Annotated in this window: 12 protein-coding genes; 8 read left to right on the top strand and 4 right to left on the bottom strand. The window is 65.4% G+C overall.

All coding sequences use genetic code 11. The features are described from left to right. The first annotated feature begins 275 nt into the window (after nt 1-275). The 4 genes from ptsP (at nt 276) to ACN8M7_RS01875 (ending at nt 8,125) form a co-directional block, all read left to right on the top strand. Entirely contained in the window at nt 276-3,137 is a 2,862-nt protein-coding gene (gene ptsP, locus ACN8M7_RS01890) for a phosphoenolpyruvate--protein phosphotransferase (RefSeq protein ID WP_490259579.1), read from the top strand. Continuing rightward, on the top strand, nt 3,137-4,057 hold the full coding sequence (gene pfkB, locus ACN8M7_RS01885; RefSeq protein WP_490259578.1) for a 1-phosphofructokinase: 921 nt from the start codon (nt 3,137-3,139) through the stop codon (nt 4,055-4,057). Before ptsP ends, pfkB begins: the two co-directional genes overlap by 1 nt. Nucleotides 4,058-4,069: 12 nt before the next feature. Then, a complete protein-coding gene (locus ACN8M7_RS01880) occupies nt 4,070-5,797 on the top strand; it encodes a fructose-specific PTS transporter subunit EIIC (protein ID WP_490259577.1) in 1,728 nt (575 codons plus the stop codon). 147 nt (nt 5,798-5,944) lie between these two features. Beyond that, nucleotides 5,945-8,125 (top strand): hypothetical protein, encoded by a 2,181-nt coding sequence (locus ACN8M7_RS01875; protein WP_490259576.1) that lies wholly within the window; start codon nt 5,945-5,947, stop codon nt 8,123-8,125. A gap of 144 nt (nt 8,126-8,269) precedes the next feature. On the opposite strand, the gene cobB is transcribed toward ACN8M7_RS01875, so the two are convergent. From cobB to ACN8M7_RS01855, 4 genes are all read right to left on the bottom strand, one after another. After that, a complete protein-coding gene (cobB, locus tag ACN8M7_RS01870) occupies nt 8,270-8,977 on the bottom strand; it encodes a Sir2 family NAD+-dependent deacetylase (RefSeq protein ID WP_490259575.1) in 708 nt (235 codons plus the stop codon). Between the two features lie 37 nt (nt 8,978-9,014). Further along, entirely contained in the window at nt 9,015-9,320 is a 306-nt protein-coding gene (locus ACN8M7_RS01865; protein WP_490259574.1) for a hypothetical protein, read from the bottom strand. Nucleotides 9,321-9,474: 154 nt separating this feature from the next. After that, complete coding sequence (locus ACN8M7_RS01860) at nt 9,475-10,182, bottom strand: response regulator (RefSeq protein WP_490259573.1); 708 nt, start codon at nt 10,180-10,182, stop codon at nt 9,475-9,477. Further along, nucleotides 10,157-13,552, bottom strand: coding sequence for an ATP-binding protein (locus ACN8M7_RS01855; RefSeq protein WP_490259572.1), 3,396 nt, complete (start codon nt 13,550-13,552; stop codon nt 10,157-10,159). Before ACN8M7_RS01855 ends, ACN8M7_RS01860 begins: the two co-directional genes overlap by 26 nt. Before the next feature lie 286 nt (nt 13,553-13,838). Here ACN8M7_RS01855 and urtA point away from each other — a divergent pair, with 286 nt between their 5' ends. The 4 genes from urtA (at nt 13,839) to urtD (ending at nt 18,176) form a co-directional block, all read left to right on the top strand. Continuing rightward, on the top strand, nt 13,839-15,071 hold the full coding sequence (gene urtA / locus ACN8M7_RS01850; protein ID WP_061240515.1) for an urea ABC transporter substrate-binding protein: 1,233 nt from the start codon (nt 13,839-13,841) through the stop codon (nt 15,069-15,071). Between the two features lie 87 nt (nt 15,072-15,158). Continuing rightward, nucleotides 15,159-16,076 (top strand): urea ABC transporter permease subunit UrtB, encoded by a 918-nt coding sequence (gene urtB / locus ACN8M7_RS01845; protein WP_061240516.1) that lies wholly within the window; start codon nt 15,159-15,161, stop codon nt 16,074-16,076. Between the two features lie 163 nt (nt 16,077-16,239). Next, a complete protein-coding gene (gene urtC, locus ACN8M7_RS01840) occupies nt 16,240-17,418 on the top strand; it encodes an urea ABC transporter permease subunit UrtC (protein WP_490259571.1) in 1,179 nt (392 codons plus the stop codon). Continuing rightward, on the top strand, nt 17,415-18,176 hold the full coding sequence (gene urtD, locus ACN8M7_RS01835) for an urea ABC transporter ATP-binding protein UrtD (protein ID WP_061240518.1): 762 nt from the start codon (nt 17,415-17,417) through the stop codon (nt 18,174-18,176). Before urtC ends, urtD begins: the two co-directional genes overlap by 4 nt. The last annotated feature ends 20 nt before the right edge of the window (nt 18,177-18,196 follow it).

Raw genomic sequence — 18,196 nt, 5'->3', positions numbered from 1 at the left:
GACGACCGGGCTTCAAGGATTACCCATTATCGGATAAGGTGCCAACACTTGGTGAAACGTTTCAGCATTCCATTTCATCAGCTAGTCTAGAACCTGTATCAAGCCCCGCGAGGCAGAGCCGGGCAAGGCGAAAACGCGCCGTCTACCCGTGGTAAATGCCTGCTGCTTGACTCGCGTTGTTCGCCCTTCGAGCCGCCTGTCAACGCAGCATCAGCGAAGCGCAGCGGGGCATTGATCATGCTCTGAGCCAAAAACAATAAGTCGGAGATATTCATATGCTCGAACTTGATGCCAGCCAAATTCAGATGGGCCAGGCGGCGGCGACCAAGGGCGAAGCCCTGGCCATGCTCGGCGATGCACTGGCGCGTAGCGGTCTGGCTACTCCGGCTTACCTCGAAGGTCTGCAGGCACGCGAGGCGCAAGGCTCGACTTTTCTCGGCCAGGGCATCGCCATTCCCCATGGCACGCCGCAGACCCGCGACCAGGTGCTGCGCACCGGTGTCAGCCTGATCCAGTTCCCCGCAGGCGTGGACTGGGGCAACGGTCAGCAGGTCTATCTGGCCATCGCTATCGCCGCCCAATCCGATGAACACCTGCACCTGCTGCAACTGCTGACCCGCGCCCTGGGCGAGGGGGATCTGAGCCAGGCGCTGCGTGAGGCCCGCGAGCCGGCGCAGATACTCGAGTTGCTGCAGGGCGCTCCGCAGGCGCTGGCGCTGGACGGCCAATTGGTGGCGCTGGCGCAGCCTGCCGAAGACTTCGACGAATTGCTCTGGCAGGGCGCACGGCTGCTGCGTCAGGCCGGTTGCGCGCGTAGCGGTTTCGCCCTCGGGCTGGCGCGTGGCGAGCCGCTGCCGTTGGGCGATGGCCTGTGGTGGCTGCACAGCGAGGCCAGCGTCGAGCGGCCTGGCCTGGCTTTCGTCACGCCGGCGCAGCCGCTGACTTTTCGTGGTGAGGCGCTGCGTGGTCTGTTCTGTCTGGCCAGCCAGGGCGAGGCGCATCGCCAGGCCCTGGAGCGGCTGTGCGACGTGCTGATCGGCGGTCGTGCGGCGGCGTTCAGCGAAGCCAGCGATAGCCGCCAGGTGATCGAGGCGCTGGGCGGCGAGGTAGCGCCGGACTGGCCCAGCCTCAGCGTGCCGCTGCTCAATGCCCATGGTCTGCATGCGCGTCCGGCCAAGGCGCTGAGCGAGCTGGCGCAGGGTTTCGCGGGTGACATTCGCGTGCGCTTGCTGGGCGATACGGGCGCAGGGGTGTCGGCCAAGAGCCTCAGCCGCCTGCTGGCGCTGGGTGCACGACGTGGCCAGATGCTTGAGTTCAGTGCCGAAGCGGCGATTGCAGGCAGCGCCCTGCCGGCCATTCGCGCGGCTATGGAAAGTGGCCTGGGTGAGGCGGTCGAGCCGCTGAGCGGTGCCCTGCCCGAAGTCGCTGCGCAGCTTGAACCTTTAGAAGCGGTTGCCCCGGTCGCCGGCAGTCGCTTGCTGGCGGTCGGCGCCTCGCCCGGCATTGCCATCGGTCCGGTACTGGTGCGTACGCCGCCGACCTTTGAATTCACCGAACAGGGGCAGGGCGTCGAGCAGGAGTGCGCGCGCCTGGATTCAGCCCTGGCGGTCGTCGCTGCACAGATCCAGCGCCTGGTCGATGGCGCCGGTGTGGCGAGCATTCGCGAAATCTTCAGCGCCCACCTGGCCATGCTCGATGATCCGGCGCTGCGCGAAGACGTCGACGCTCGCCTGCACAAGGGCGCGAGCGCCGAAGCGGCCTGGCAGGTCGAAGTCGAGGCGGCGGCCAAGCGCCAGGAAGCCTTGCATGACCCGCTGCTGGCAGAGCGCGCGGCCGACCTGCGTGATATCGGCAACCGTGTGCTGGCGCACCTCTGTGGCGTAGAGCTACCCAGCGAGCCGAACGAACCTTACATCCTGGTCATGGCCGAGGTCGTGCCGTCGGACGTCGCCAGCCTCGACCGTCAGCGCGTCGCCGGTATTCTGACCGCCCGCGGTGGCGCTACCGCGCACAGTGCGATCATCGCCCGGGCCCTGGGCATTCCCGCCGTGGTCGGTGCCGGCGATGCTGTGCTGGCGCTGGCTCAGGGCACGCCGCTGCTGCTCGATGGCGACTGCGGCCTGTTGCGCATCGCCCCGGATGCAGAGGAACGTGATCGGGCGTTGCAAGAGCGCGAGGCCGCGCAGCAACGCCGGGAGCTGGCTCATGTAGCACGTTTTGACAGCGCGCAGACCCGGGACGGTGTGCGCGTCGAAGTCGCTGCCAATATCGGCGCCAGCGGCGAAACCGCGGATGCGGTCGAACTGGGTGCGGAGGCGGTGGGCCTGCTGCGCACCGAGCTGGTGTTCATGGAGCATGCCCAGGCGCCGGATCACGCTGCGCAGGAACGCGAGTACCGACGCGTACTCGATGCGCTGGCCGGGCGGCCGCTGGTGGTGCGCACGCTGGATGTCGGGGGGGACAAACCCCTGCCGTACTGGCCGATGCCGGCCGAGGAGAATCCCTTCCTCGGCGTGCGTGGCATTCGTCTGAGCCTGCAACGCCCGGAGATTCTGGAAACCCAGCTGCGCGCCTTGCTTGCCTCGGCCGATGGTCGTCCGCTGCGGATCATGTTCCCCATGGTCGGCTCGGTGGAGGAATGGCGCGCGGCGCGTGACATGGTGCAACGCCTGCGTGAAGAGATCGAGGTGCGCGACCTGCAGATCGGCATCATGATCGAAGTGCCCTCGGCCGCGCTGCTGGCGCCGGTGCTGGCGCGCGAGGTGGACTTCTTCAGCATCGGCACCAATGACCTGACTCAGTACTGCCTGGCCATCGACCGTGGCCATCCGCAGCTGTCGGCGCAGGCCGATGGCCTGCACCCGGCGGTGCTGCGCCTGATCGAGATGACCGTGACCGCTGCCCATGCGCAGGGCAAGTGGGTCGGTGTCTGCGGCGAGCTGGCCAGCGATCGCCTGGCCGTGCCGCTGCTGGTTGGCCTGGGCGTGGACGAGTTGAGCGTGACGCCGCGTTCGATTGCCCTGGTCAAGGCCTGCGTGCGCGAGCTGGACAGCCGCCAGGCGCGAACCCTGGCCGACCGCGCCCTGACCCTGGACAGTGCCAGCGCCGTGCGCGCGCTGGTGGCGGAGATGCACTGATGGCCCGAATCCTGACCCTGACCCTGAATCCGGCGCTGGACCTGACCCTGCGTCTCGACCGCCTGCAGCCCGGCGCGATCAACCGCTGTCATGAGCTGCGCAGCCACGCCGCCGGCAAGGGCCTGAACGTCGCCCAGGTGCTGGCCGACCTTGGCCACAGCCTGAGCGTCGGTGGCTTTCTCGGGCGCGCCAATGCCGCGCCGTTCGAGAGCCTGATGCACAGGCGCGGTTTTCACGACCTGTTCGTTCGCGTACCGGGCGAGACGCGCAGCAACGTCAAGCTGGCCGAGGCCGATGGCTGCATCACCGATCTCAACGGCCCCGGCCCGCAGGTCGAAGTCGAGCACCTGCAGCGTCTGGAGGAGACGTTGCAGCCGCTGCTCGCCGGGCATGATCTGGTGGTGGTCGCTGGCAGCCTGCCGCGCGGCGTCACCCCGCAGTGGTTCGCCGCTCTGTTGCGCCTCATCAAGGCCAGTGGCGTGCCGCTGGCGGTCGACAGCAGTGGGGCGGCCCTGCAGGCGGCGCTAGGCGTCGCGCCCTGGCTGATCAAACCCAACGAGCAAGAGCTGGCCGAGGTGTGCGGCAGTGACTTGGCCGCTGCCGTACAGACGTTGCGCACCCAGGGGATCGAGCACGTGCTGCTGTCGCGCGGTGCGGAGGGCGTCGACTGGCATGGCCCGGACATCGCCCTGCACGCTGTACCGCCGCGTGTCGAGGTCGCCAGCACGGTCGGTGCCGGTGACTCGCTGCTGGCGGCCAGCCTGCATGGCCTGCTCGAAGGCTGGCCGGCCGAGCGCACGCTGCGCCTGGCCACGGCAGTGGCGGCGCAGGCAGTCACCCAGATCGGTTTCGGTATCCATGATCGCGAGCAGTTGGCCCGTCTTGAAGCGGCCGTGCAACTGCAGCGTCTAGAACAATAAGAGGCACCCACCATGAAGTTGCTGATCGTCACTGCCTGCCCCAATGGCCAGGTCACCAGCGTGCTGTGTTCGCGCCTGCTGCAGGCCGCCGCCGAGCGTCTGGGCTGGCAAACCCGCGTCGAAGTGCATGACGCGCGCGCCATTGGCTCGCCGCTGAGCGAAGCCGAAATCGCCGCTGCCGATTGGGTGCTGGTGGTCAAGACCGGTGAGCTGCCGCTAGGCCGCTTTGCCGGCAAGCGCCTGCTGCAGGCCTCGCCTGCCGAGGCGTTGGCTGACCCGCAGCGTTTCTTGCGCGACGCCGCCGAGCGTGCTCAGCCTTATGGCGAAGGCAGTGAGGCTGCGCCTGGCGGCCGCCGCCGGCTGGTCGCGGTCACCGCTTGCCCGACTGGTGTAGCGCATACCTTCATGGCCGCCGAGGCGTTGCAGCAGGCGGCGCAGCGGGTGGGCATCGAGCTGCAGGTGGAAACCCGCGGTTCGGTCGGTGCGCGCAATCTGCTCGACGATGCCGCCATCGCCGCTGCCGATGCGGTGCTGCTGGCCACCGATATCGAAGTGGATACCAGCCGCTTCGTCGGCAAGAAGATCTACCGCTGCGGTACCGGTGTGGCGCTCAAACAGCCGCAGCAGACGCTCGAACGGGCGTTGAGCGAGGCACGTCCTATGAGCGAAGCAGCGCCCGCCGAAGGCAAGTCCGCCGCCAGCAGCGGCGAGAAGACCGGCCCCTACAAGCACCTGCTCACTGGCGTTTCCTACATGCTGCCGATGGTGGTGGCGGGCGGTCTGCTGATCGCGTTGTCCTTCGTGTTCGGTATCGAGGCGTTCAAGCAGGAGGGCACCTTCGCCGCCGCGCTGATGCAGATCGGTGGTGACGCCGCGTTCAAGCTGATGGTGCCGGTGCTGGCCGGTTATATCGCCTATTCCATCGCGGATCGCCCGGGCCTGGCGCCGGGGATGATCGGCGGGATGCTCGCCAGCTCGCTGGGGGCCGGTTTCATCGGTGGCATCGTCGCCGGTTTCATCGCCGGCTATTCGGCCAAGGCCATTGCCCGCTGGGTGCGCTTGCCGGAGAGCCTGGAGGCGCTCAAGCCGATTCTGATCATCCCGCTGCTGGCCAGCCTGATCACCGGCCTGGCGATGATCTATATCGTCGGCAGTCCCGTGGCTGATGTGTTGCAGTCGCTCACCCAGTTTCTCGACAGCATGGGCAGCACCAACGCCATTCTGCTCGGTGCGTTGCTCGGCGGCATGATGTGCGTGGATCTCGGCGGGCCGATCAACAAGGCGGCCTATGCCTTTTCGGTCGGCCTGCTGGCCTCGAGCAGTTACGCGCCGATGGCCGCGACCATGGCCGGCGGCATGGTGCCGCCGATCGCCATGGCCATCGCCACCGTGCTGGCGCGGCGCAAGTTCGCCCAGAGCGAGCGCCAGGCCGGCAAGGCCGCCGGGGTGCTGGGGTTGTGCTTCATTTCCGAAGGTGCGATTCCCTTCGCCGCGAAAGACCCGCTGCGGGTGATCCCGGCGAGCATCGCCGGTGGCGCGCTGACCGGTGCGCTATCGATGTACTTCGGCTGCAAGCTGATGGCGCCGCATGGCGGTCTGTTCGTGTTGCTGATCCCCAACGCCATCAACCACGCGCTCCTGTACCTGCTGGCCATCGTTGCCGGCAGCCTGCTTACTGGCGTGCTCTATGCGCTGATCAAGCAGCCCGAGGCGCAGCCGATGACGGTCGAGGCGCGATAGGCGCACGGCGCTGCGCCTCGGTTACACTGAGGCGAACAGCGCCTGGGTAGTAGGAGTCTGTTGGCTGATCCACGCGCCGATGTGCAGGGCGGGATCATCGCCGGCTTCGTGGCGCAGTCGCCCTCACAAAGAAAGGATCTTTTGTAGATGACTCAAGCTCTTGCCCATCGCTGGCGCTTCTTCCGTGCCGGCGGCTTCGATCAGGTGCAACTGGAAACGCCTGCCGATCTCGCCGCCCTGCGTGGTCTGGACCAGAAGCTCTGGGCCAGCCTGGCCTGCCCGGTGAACAACCTGGAACTGGATCGGCGCATGCTGCAATACATCGACCTGAACAAGGATGGTCGTATCCGCGCCCCGGAAATTCTCGACGTGGTGGACTGGACGCTGGCGCGCCTGCGCGATCCCGCTGTGCTGTTCCAGGCCGGGTCGCTGCAATTGTCGTCGCTCACCGACGATGCTGTCGGCGCGCACCTGCGTCTGGCTGCACAGCGCCTGCTGGGCGTGATCGGGCGGCCCGATGGCGACAGCCTGACACCCAGTGACACCGCCGAACTGGCCAAGCTGTTCCCACCAAACCAGGCCAATGGTGACGGCCTGGTGCCGGCGACCCTGACCGAGGATGCCGAGCTCAAGTCCGCTATCGCCGACATCATTGCCTGCCTGGGCGCGCAGACCGACCGAAGCGGCGAGCCGGCCGTCGGCGTCGAGCAGATCGGCGCCTTCTTCGATCAGGCGCGCCAGCTGCATGCCTGGCATGCACGGGCTGCCGAGCAGGGGCTCGATGTCTTCGGTGAGGGGACCGTGGCGGCGGTCGAGGCGCTGAGCGCGGTGCGCGCCAAGATCGACGATTACTTCACGCGCGTGGCCATGGCTGAATTCGACTCGCGCGCCGCAGCCCTGATGAACGCCAAGGAAGAGGAACTGGTGCGCCTGGCAGCGCTCTCGCTGGCCGATGCCAGCGAGGTGGCCGACCTGCCGCTGGCGGTGGTGCAGCATGGCGATGAGTTGCCGTTGCACAAGGGCCTCAACCCGGCCTGGCAACACGCCATCGGCGAGTTCCGTCAGCGTGTGGTGGTGCCGGTCTACGGGGAGCTGGACTGCCTGTCGCGTGAGCAGTGGCAGCACCTGGTGGCGCTGTGCAGTAACTACCTGGCCTGGCGCGCCGAGACGCCCAACGTGGCGATTGCCGACGTGCTGCCGCGCGGGCGTATCCTCGAACTGGTGGAGCAGGGCGCCGAGGCGCGCCTGCTGGCGCTGGTCGAAGAGGACAAGACCGTCGCCGAAGCGGCGGACGGGCTGGTCGAGCTGGACAAGCTGATTCGTCTGCGTCACGGCCTGGTCACGCTGCTGCGCAACTTCGTGTCCTTTCAGTCCTTCTATTCGCGTCACGAGAAGGCCGTGTTCCAGGCTGGCGTGCTGTATATCGATGGCAAGAGCTGCGAGCTGGTGGTTGAGGTCGACAACGTCGAGGCCCACGCCAAGGTGGCGGCGGCCAGCGATTGCTTCCTGCTCTACTGCGCCTGTACCCGCCGTGGCGAGCCGGTACGCGGCAAGGAAACCCTGAACATCGTGGTGGCCGTGACCGCTGGCAACGAGGGCGACCTGCAGGCCGGTCGCCATGGCCTGTTCTATGACCGCGACGGCAACGACTGGGATGCCACCGTGGTCAAGGTGGTACAGAACGCGGTCAGCATCCGCGAGGCGTTCTGGTCGCCGTATCGGCGCATTTCCAAGCTGGTGTCCGACCAGGTGCAGAAGCTTGCGGCCAGCCGTGACGCCGACATGGTCAGCAAGACCGCGGCCAAGGTCGGTGAAACTGGCGCGGCGCCTGCGACTACCCCGACACCTGCATTCGACATCGCCAAGTTCGCCGGTATCTTCGCGGCCATCGGTCTGGCGGTCGGTGCCCTGGGTACGGCGTTGGCGGCGGTGATTACCGGGATTCTCTCGCTGGCCTGGTGGCAGGTTCCGCTGCTGCTGCTCGGCGTGCTGCTGGCCATCTCCGGGCCGGCCATGCTGCTGGCCTGGTTCAAGCTGCGGCGCCGCAGCCTGGGGCCGATCCTCGACGGTAACGGCTGGGCGGTGAATGCCCAGGCGCGCATCAGCATTCCCTTCGGCACCGCGCTCACGCAGATGGCGGAATTGCCCGAGGGCAGCGACCGCGCGCTGCGTGATCCCTATGCCAACAAGCCGGTGCTGTGGCCTTGGCTGCTGGCGTTGCTGCTGGCCCTGGGGCTGGGCTACTACGCCTGGAGCAATGGTGTGTTCAACCCGCAGCCAGAAGTGCCGGCCGAGGCGGCGGCGCCTGTTCAGGACGCTGCCGGTTAGGGGGTATGGCCGGGCGTTGGGCCCTTGTAGGAGTGGTTGGGCGGCATTGCGCTTCAGCCACGAGCAGCTTTCGCGGCTGAAGCCGCTCCTACGGGTTGGAAGCCATTTGCGTATTGGCGGGTTTCACCCGCCCTACGGTCTCTCTCAGCCAGCCAATAGCTCCGCGACCCAGCGGGGCAACTGTTCGGTGGCCAGGCCATAGCGTTTCTCGGCGAACAGCGAGTGGCCCTGGCTCGGCTCCAGATTGATCTCCAGCGTATGCGCCCCGGCCCTGCGCGCCTGCTCGACGAACCCCGCTGCCGGGTAGACATGGCCCGAGGTGCCGATGCTGACGAACAGCTCGCACTGCTCCAGCGCGTCATAAATGCGCTCCATGTGATAGGGCATCTCGCCGAACCAGACGATATCCGGACGCAGGGTACCGACCAGCCCGCAGCAGGCGCACGCCTGGCTGACCGGCATGTCCTCAAGCAGCGAAAAACGCTGCTGGCTGGTGCTGCACAGCATCGATTGCAACTCGCCGTGCATATGCAGCAGGCGCCTGGAACCGGCGCGCTCGTGCAGATTGTCGACGTTCTGCGTGACCAGCAGGAACTCGCCCTGCCAGCCAGCCTCCAGCTCGGCCAGGGCTCGGTGCCCGGCATTCGGCGCGATGGCCGGATCGCGCAACTGAGCGCGGCGCATATCGTAGAAACGCTGCACCAGCGCCGGGTCGCGGGCGAAGCCTTCGGGCGTGGCGACTTCCTCGATGCGGTGGTCTTCCCAGAGCCCATCAGCGGCACGAAAGGTACGGATGCCGCTTTCGGCGGAGATACCGGCGCCGGTAAGAATGACGATATTGGGATGGGGCATCATGGTTCCGAGGCAGGTCGCCATTTAGTGCAGAGGTTCAGCAGGGTTTGCCGTTGGTACGGGTGTCGGTCGGCTGCACGCACACCTGCTCGACAATAGACTGCAGCTGAGGACTCTTGTCACGAATGCTGCTGGTGAAACTGCCGATGAAACGTTCGGCTGAAGCAGCATCGTCAAAACGACGCGCCCCATTGAGGCTGCCCGTATAAGAGCCGTTACTGGACGCGTAGCAATGCTGGTAGCCTTCGCATTGCAGTGCAACGACCCATACCGTCGAGTTGACCAGTACTCCAGCCTGAGCGATGCCTGCGCTGAAAAGCAGGCAGAAAAGAGCGGTACGCATATCGAGAACTCCTGTAGTCGAGAGTGCGAGATTAGCCGTTGGCGGGTATTTCGGCTATCGGGCACTGACTCCGAAGTTCGGTTTTCTCTGCTACCTGAGGCGAGAGTACCTGTCGACTCGATAATTGCTGGCTGCATCTGTCCGGTGTAGTGCGCTATGCCCGTTCGCTCATTGCCGCCAGGGCCACCGAGGCGGCCGCGGTTCGGGTTTCCACGCCGAGCTTCACGTACACATGCTCCAGGTGCTTGTTCACCGTGCGTGGACTGAGGCCGAGAATGTCGCCGATATCGCGGTTGGTCTTGCCGCAGGCCACCCAGCGCAGTACCTGCACTTCGCGCTCGGTGAGCTGGAAGCGTGCTGACAGCCTGGCATGTGCCGGAGCATCGTCGAGGCTCAGGCTGATCGGCTTCGAGGCCGCGCGTGCAGACTGGAGCGTGCGCGCGGTACGCAGGTGCGAGGCGACCCTGGCGAGCACTTCGTCGGGATTGATCGGTTTGGTCACGTAGTCGATACCACCGGCCGCGAAGCCCTGCACCACGTGCTCGCTGTCGGTCAGGGCGGTCATGAACAGCACCGGGATGTCGGTGCTGCTCGGCTCGGCCTTGATCCGCCGGCAGGTCTCGAAACCATCCAGCCCGGGCATCATCGCGTCGAGCAGGATCAGGTCGGGCCTACGCCGCTGGATACGTCCCAGCGCGCTGCTGCCGTCCAGCGCCACCAGCACCATGTAGCCGGCATCGTCGAGGGCGTCGGAGAGCAAGGCGAGGTTGTCCGGCGTGTCGTCGACGATGAGGATGATGCCGCGTTCGCTCGGCAGGCCGCTTGGCCTGCCCGACTCAGTCTGGTGGAGCGGCGCATTCATGTTCGGCCTCCTTCAGTTGGCGGTTGAGTTCGTCGAGCTGGAAGTTCTTTACCAACAGGCGCAGGGCGGCGGTGAAGCCGGCGCAGGCTGGATCGCGCTGGTCGATGTCATCCAGGCGTTGCTGAAGACCGCGCACGTAGCCGAGCGCGCCCAACTCGCGCAGCGCCTGCAGGTCGTCGTTGCCCGGCAAGGTTATGGCCATCGGCGGTGGCGACTGCTCCTGAGTACGGCGCAGCCAGGTCAGGTCGAGCTGGTGCTGGATGCGTTCGAGTAGCTGCGGGGTGTACACCGGTTTGGCCAGGTAGTCGTCGCAGTCGGCGGCGACGCTGCGTTCGCGGTCGTCGGTAAAGGCGTTGGCGGAGATCACGATGATCGGCGCCTGGCACTGCGTGTTGCGGCGAATCAGGCGGCTGGTTTCCCAGCCGTCCATCTGCGGCATGGACAGGTCCATCAGGATCAATGCCGGGTTGTGCAGCGCTCCCTGGCGAATCGCCTCCTGGCCGCTGGCCGCCTGGATCACCTCGAAACCCAGCGGCTCGAGCATGCCGGCGAGCACGCGGCGATGTTCGAGGTGATCGTCCACCACCAGGATCAGGCGACGCTCACCCTGGTAGCCGATGATGTCGTGTTCGACGTGCACCACCGCCTGCGGCACACGCACTTCGGAGAGAAACAGACGCACCTGGAAACAGGTGCCCTGGCCGGGGTCGCTGTGCACCGAGAGCTCGCCGCCCATCAGTGCAGTGAGCATGCGGGTGATGGTCAGGCCGAGGCCAACACCGTTGTCCTGACGCATCAGGTCGCCGCGCTCGAAGGGCTGGAAGATGCGCTCGATCTGCTCCGGGGCGATGCCGATGCCGGTATCGATGATCTCGAAGGTGGCCGTCTCGCGCATGTAGCCGACGCGCAGGCGCACCTCGCCACGCTCGGTGAAGCGCACCGCGTTGCCGAGCAGGTTGATCAGGATCTGCCTGACGCGCTTCTCGTCGCCACGCACCACTGCTGGCATGCGGCCGATGCATTCGAGACGAAAGCGCAGGCCTTTCTCGGCCGCCTGCGGGGTGAACATGCGTTCGAGCTGGTCGATGAACTCCGGGAAGGGAATTTCCGCCAGTTCCAGATGCAGCTTGCCGGCTTCGATCTTGGCCACGTCGAGCAGGCCATCGATCAGCGACAGCAGGTGCGAACCGCTACGCAGGATGGTGGCCAGGGCATCTTTGTGCTGACTCGGCATGGCGGCGTCACGCTGCAGGATCTGGGTGTAGCCGAGGATGCTGTTGAGCGGTGTGCGCAGCTCGTGGGACAGGCCGGTGACGTAGCGGCTCTTCGCTGCATTGGCCGCTTCGGCGGCCTCCTTGGCTTGCTGCAACGCTTCGTCGGTCTTGCGGTGGGCTTCGATCTCCTGCATCAGCAGCAGGGTCTGTCGATCCGATTCTTCTTGCGCAACGCGCCGGCTTTCGCGGGTCAGTACCAGCCACCAGGCGAGCATGGCGGCGAACAGCGAGAGGGTCAGGAAGGCCTTGAGAAAAGCCTGATAGAGCGTCTGGCGGACTTCCGGCTCCTGCGTCAGCAGGCTTAGCGATACCTGGCTGTAGATCAGCGCCAGGGCGCCGAACAGCATCAGCACCAGCAGGCTCAGCAGGCCCAGGTACTGCGCCAGACGGCTGTGCAGGCGCGGGATGGAGACCCGCGGGAACAGCCAGCCGATGAAGTCGTCGAGCTGATCGCTCAGGCGTGCACGCGGCTTGCAACGATCCTCACAGCGCGCGTCGAGCGAGCAACACAGCGAGCAGATCGGTGCGCCGTAGGCCGGGCAGTGCGCGGTGTCCGGCTCCTCGAAACGGTTGTTGCACAGGCAGCACTGCACTTGCCCGGCCTCGGTGTGCGGGTAGAGCAGGTGTGGCTGGCGTTCGCGAGCGATGTAGTAGCGCCCGCCGGTCAGCCAGGCCAGCAGCGGTGCCAGCAGGAAGGCCGAGATCAGCGCCACGGCCGGGGAGGCCGCTTGTGCCAGGTCGCCGAACAGGCCGCCATGGGCGAGCACCGAAAGCAGCGAGGCGATCAGCATGGCGCCGACGCCCACCGGGTTGATGTCGTAGAGGTGCGCGCGCTTGAACTCGATGTACTTCGGCGACAGGCCCAGCGGCTTGTTGATGACCAGGTCGGCCACCAGTGCGCCGATCCAGGCGATGGCGATATTGGCGTAAAGACCGAGCACTTCCTCGATCGCCTCGAACACCCCCAGTTCCATCAGCATCAGGGCGATGGCCACGTTGAACACCAGCCACACCACGCGCCCCGGATGGCTGTGGGTGATGCGGGCGAAGAAATTCGACCAGGCCAGCGAGCCGGCGTAGGCGTTGGTGACGTTGATCTTCACCTGACTGACGATGACGAACAGCACCATGGCTGCCAGCGCCCACTGTGGTGAGGCGAACACGTAGTTGAAGGCCACCAGGTACATCTGCGTTGGTTCGGCGGCGCGCTCAATGGGAATTTCATGTTGCAGGGCAAGGAACGCGAGGAAGGCGCCGGCAAGCATCTTCAGCGCGCCGGGAATGATCCAGCCGGGCCCGGCGAGCAGCAGCGCCGTCCACCAACGCACGCGGTTGGCGCGGTTCTTTTCCGGCAGGAAGCGCAGGTAGTCGACCTGCTCGCCGATCTGCGTGATCAGGGCCAGGGCCACGGTGCAGGCGGCGCCGAAGTGCAGCAGGTTGAAACTGCCGGGTTCGCCCTCGCGGCCGGCGAAGCTGGTCCAGTCCGACAGCGCCTCGGGGTTCTTGGCGATGACAAAGACGTAGGGCAGCACCAGCAGGAACAGCCACACGGGTTGTGTCCACATCTGCAGACGGTTGATCAGGGTGATGCCGTAGGCCACCAGCGGAATGATGATGATCGAGCAGATCACATAGGCCAGGGCCAGCGGGATGTTGAAGTAGAGCTCCAGGGCCAGCGCCATGATCGCCGCTTCGAGGGCGAAGAACAGGAAGGTGAAACTGGCGTAGATCAGCGAGGTGATGGTCGAGCCGATGTAGCCGAAGCCGGCGCCGCGGGTCAGCAGGTCCATGTCCAGGCCGGAGCGGGCCGCGTAGTAGCTGATCGGCAGCCCGGTGAGGAAGATCACCAGGCTGACCGCGAGGATCGCCCACAGGGTGTTGGTAAAACCGTAGGACAGCGCCAGAGCGCCGCCGATGGCTTCCAGGGCGAGGAACGACACAGCGCCGAGCGCGGTGTTGGCGATACGCAGCTCCGACCATTTGCGGAACGACCTGGGCGTGAAGCGCAGGGCGTAATCCTCCATGGTCTCGTCGGCGACCCAGGCGTTGTAGTCGCGGCGGATCTTGATGATGCGCTGGGGGCCGGTTGGCTGCACGGGCGGATCCTGGTCGGGGGCGAGTTGTCGGGGCGGCTTCGGCCGCTCCTACGGCAGATCTCAGCAACTTCCATGCCCTGACTCAGCGAGGCCTCTGGCGCGCGCGTGAGCTTCTGTCTGCCTGGTTTTTCTGCGCTCAGCTTGCACCAGGCTGGCGCAGGCTGCTGTACGTCAGATGACGTATGCCGTTACGTCATGCTGCGTATACCCCGCTTGCCGGGGCGAACGCATCCTTGCTGCGAAGCCGGCGTGGTTCGGCACGAATAACCAGCACAGGAGCACGACCATGGACTCTCAACCGATTCGACTTCTTCCTCGCCGGCTGGCGGTAGGGGCGGCAGCGCTCTCGCTGCTGGCCGCCAGCCTGTTCAGCCATGTGGCCAGCGCCGAGGTCAACAGCACCGGCCTGGCGGTGACCGACACTGAGGTGACGGTCGGTATCCTGCATTCGGCCACCGGCACCATGGCGATTTCCGAAACCGGGTCGATCCAGGCCGAGCGCCTGGCCATCGAGCAGATCAACGCCAGTGGCGGCGTGCTCGGCCGGCAGATCAAGGTCATTCAGGAAGATGGGGCTTCCGACTGGCCGACCTTCGCCGAGAAGGCGCGCAAACTGCTGGTTGGTGACAAGGTCGCGACCGTGTTCGGCTGCTGGACTTCGGCCTCGCGCAAGGCGGTGCTGCCGGTGTTCGAGAAGGAAAACGGCCTGCTCTACTACCCGACCTTCTACGAAGGCCTGGAGCAGTCGAAGAACGTCATCTACACCGGCCAGGAGGCCACTCAGCAGATCCTTGCCGGTCTGGACTGGGTGGCCAAGGAGAAGGGCGCCAAGACCTTCTACCTGCTGGGCTCGGACTACATCTGGCCGCGTACCTCGATGAAGATCGCGCGCAAGCACATCGAGAACGTGCTCGGCGGCAAGGTGGTCGGCGAAGAGTACTACCCGCTGGGCAACACCCAGTTCGGCTCGCTGATCAACAAGATCAAGTTGCGCAAGCCTGACGTGGTGTTCGCTGCCGTGGTCGGTGGCTCCAACGTCGCCTTCTACAAGCAGATGAAGGCCGCCGGTGTCACTGCCGACAAGCAGACCCTGCTGACCCTGTCGGTCACCGAAGACGAGCTGCTGGGTATCGGTGGCGAGAACATGGCCGGCTTCTACGCCTCGATGAAGTACTTCCAGAGCCTGGACAACCCGAACAACGCCGCCTTCGTCGAAGCCTTCAAGGCCAAGTACGGCAAGGACGCGGTGATCGGTGACGTGACCCAGGCCGCCTACCTCGGCCCGTGGCTGTGGAAGGCCGCCGTGGAGAAAGCCGGCAGCTTCGACATCGACAAGGTGGTTGCCGCTTCCCCGGGCATCGAGCTGGACACCGCGCCGGAAGGCTACGTCAAGGTGCACGACAACCATCACCTGTGGAGCAAGACCCGCATCGGTGAAGTGCAGAAGGACGGCCAGTTCAAGGTGGTCTACGAGTCCGACCTGATCGAGCCGAATCCCTTCCCGGAAGGCTACCAGTAACACCTGTGCATGGCTTGCCGGCGATCGCTGGATCGTCGGCAAGCCGGCTCCTACAAGGCCTTCTCTTCTCTATTGGAGACCATCAACATGGAATGGCTATCGGAATTCGGCGCCATCGCGGCCATGCAGGGGTTCAACGGCTTGTCCGTGTTCTGTGTTCTCCTGCTGATGGCGCTGGGGCTGGCGATCATCTTCGGGCAGATGGGCGTGATCAACATGGCCCATGGCGAGTTTCTCACCATCGGTGCCTACACCACCTTCGTGGTGTCCTCGCTGACCTCCAGCTATGCACCGGCCTTCGGGCCTTACTACTTCTTCCTCGCGATCATCCTCTCGTTCTTCATCGCCGGCGCCATCGGCTGGCTGGTGGAGTGGGCGATGATCAGCAAGCTCTACCAGCGTCCGCTGGACACCCTGCTGGCGACATGGGGCCTGTCTCTGGTGATGCAGCAGGGCTTTCGCTCGATCTTCGGTGCGCGCGAAGTCAGCGCCACGCTGCCGGAGTGGCTGATGGGCTCCTGGAACCCGACCGAGGCCATCGACATTCCGCGTAACGGCCTGTTCGTCATGGGCCTGACCCTGCTGCTCACCGTGCTGCTGTTCATCATGCTCTACCGCTCGCGCTGGGGCCTGCAGGTGCGCGCCACCATGCAGAACCGGGTGATGGCGCGTTCCGTGGGCATCAACACCAAGCGCGTCGACCGTATGACCTTCGCCCTCGGCTGCGGTGTCGCCGGCGTCGCTGGCGCGGCTTTCACCACCATCGGCTCGACCGGGCCGACCGCAGGTTCGCTGTACATCGTCGACACCTTCCTGGTGGTGGTCTTCGGCGGTGCGTCCAGCCTGCTCGGCACCATCGCTTCGGCGTTCAGCATCGCCCAGGCGCAATCGCTGCTGGAGTTCTTCACCAGCGGTTCGATGGCCAAGGTGCTGACCCTGTCCGCCGTGGTGCTGATCCTGATGCTGCGCCCGCAGGGGTTGTTCTCCATCAAGGTGCGCAAATGAACAGTCACTTTCAACCTACTGCGCGCTCCATCTGCGGCGGCGCGCGGTGCTCATTTGCTCGACGTACTGTGTGTACGCCTTCGTCGCTGCGCTCCGGGCTTCTTGCAGCTGGAGCTGCTCACTACGGTTCGAAGCGACTTTTTGTCTGCACGGAGGGCTTCTGATGAATCCGACACTCGACAAACTGCTCGGCGGCAAGCAGGGCGCCATCGGCCTGGCCTTGCTCGCCACGCTGATCCTGGTGGTGTTTCCGCTGGCGCTGGATGCCTTTCGCCTGAATATGGTGGGCAAGTACCTGACGTACGCCTTCGTCGCCGTTGGTCTGGTGCTGTGCTGGGGGTACGGCGGCATCCTCAGCCTTGGCCAGGGCATCTTCTTCGGCCTCGGCGGCTACTGCATGGCGATGTTTCTCAAGCTCGAGGCATCCGACCCGGAAAGCACCAAGATCCAGTCCACCCCTGGTATTCCGGACTTCATGGACTGGAACCAGATCACCGAACTGCCGCTGCTCTGGGAGCCCTTCCACAGCCTGAGCTTCACCCTGATCGCCGTGGTGGCGGTGCCGGTGCTGCTGGCGCTGGTGATCGGCCTGGCGATGTTCAAGCGGCGCGTGGGCGACGTGTACTTTTCCATCGTCACCCAGGCCATCGCGCTGATTCTCACCGTACTGATCATCGGCCAGCAGGGCTTGACCGGTGGGGTCAACGGCATCACCGACCTGCGTACGCTCAAGGGCTGGGACATCCGCAGCGACGAGGCCCGGTTGATCCTCTATTTCGTCAGCGCGGCATTGCTCATCGGCTGCATTCTCATCGCCCGTTTTATCATCGCCTCCAAACTTGGCCGCCTGCTGCTGGCGATGCGCGACAAGGAAGAGCGGGTGCGTTTCTCCGGCTACGACGTGGCCAGCTTCAAGATCTTCGTGTTCTGCGTGGGCGCGGCGTTCGCCGGTATCGGCGGAGCGATGTTCACCCTGCAGGTGGGCTTCATGTCGCCAAGCTTCGTCGGCATCGTGCCATCGATCGAAATGGTCATCTTCGCCGCCGTCGGTGGGCGTCTGTCACTGCTCGGTGCGGTGTACGGCGCGCTGCTGGTCAATTTCGGCAAGACCTACTTCTCCGAGAGTTTCCCCGAACTGTGGCTGTACCTGATGGGCGGGTTGTTCATCGTCGTGGTGATGTACTTCCCCAATGGGCTTGCCGGCCTGTGGGACAGCCACGGCAAGCGCTGGCTGGCGCGCGTGCAGCGCAAGCCACAGGCGTCGATTGCCGCTGCGCCGCCTGTGCCCCCTGCGAGCACGCCAAGCAAACGTCCTGCCCCTGAACTGGAGACTACGCGATGAACAGCCCAGCAGGCTTTCAGGCCGCCAAGCCGGTACTGGCCATCGAGGGGCTTACCGTGTCCTTCGACGGCTTCAAGGCGGTCAACGATCTCAACCTCTACGTCGACCGCAACGAAGTGCATGTGGTGATCGGCCCCAATGGGGCCGGCAAGACCACGGTGCTCGACCTGATCTGCGGCAAGACCCGCGCCACCGCCGGCAGCATCGATTTCGACGGCCGTGAGCTGACCAAGATGCGTGAGTACGACATCGTCCGCGCCGGTGTTGGGCGCAAGTTCCAGAACCCGTCGATCTACGAAAACCTGACGGTGTTCGAGAACCTGGAGATGTCCTACCCGGCCGGGCGCAAGGTGTTCGGCGCGCTGTTCTTCAAGCGCACGCAAGAGGTGATCGAGCGGGTCGAGCAGGTGGCGCAGGAGATCATGCTCGGCGATCACCTGCACCGGCAGGCCGATCTGCTTTCGCACGGGCAGAAGCAGTGGCTGGAGATCGGCATGCTGCTGATGCAGGACCCGCAGTTGCTGATGCTCGATGAGCCGGTGGCCGGCATGAGCGTCAGCGAGCGGGTGGCCACCGCCGAACTGCTCAATCGCATCAGCCAGGGCCGTTCGGTGCTGGTCATCGAGCACGACATGGAGTTCGTCAAGAGCATCGCCCACCGCGTCACCGTGCTGCACCAGGGCAAGGTGCTGGCCGAGGGCAGCATGGAGGCGGTGCAGAGCAATCCCAAGGTCATCGAGGTGTACCTGGGGCATTGATCCGGGTCGGTCGTTTCTGT

Origin of the sequence: Pseudomonas spartinae (assembly GCF_965197125.1) — a bacterium.
In the GTDB taxonomy this organism is placed as follows: Bacteria; Pseudomonadota; Gammaproteobacteria; order Pseudomonadales; family Pseudomonadaceae; genus Aquipseudomonas; species Aquipseudomonas composti_A.
This window is presented reverse-complemented; position numbering and strand designations above follow the sequence as displayed.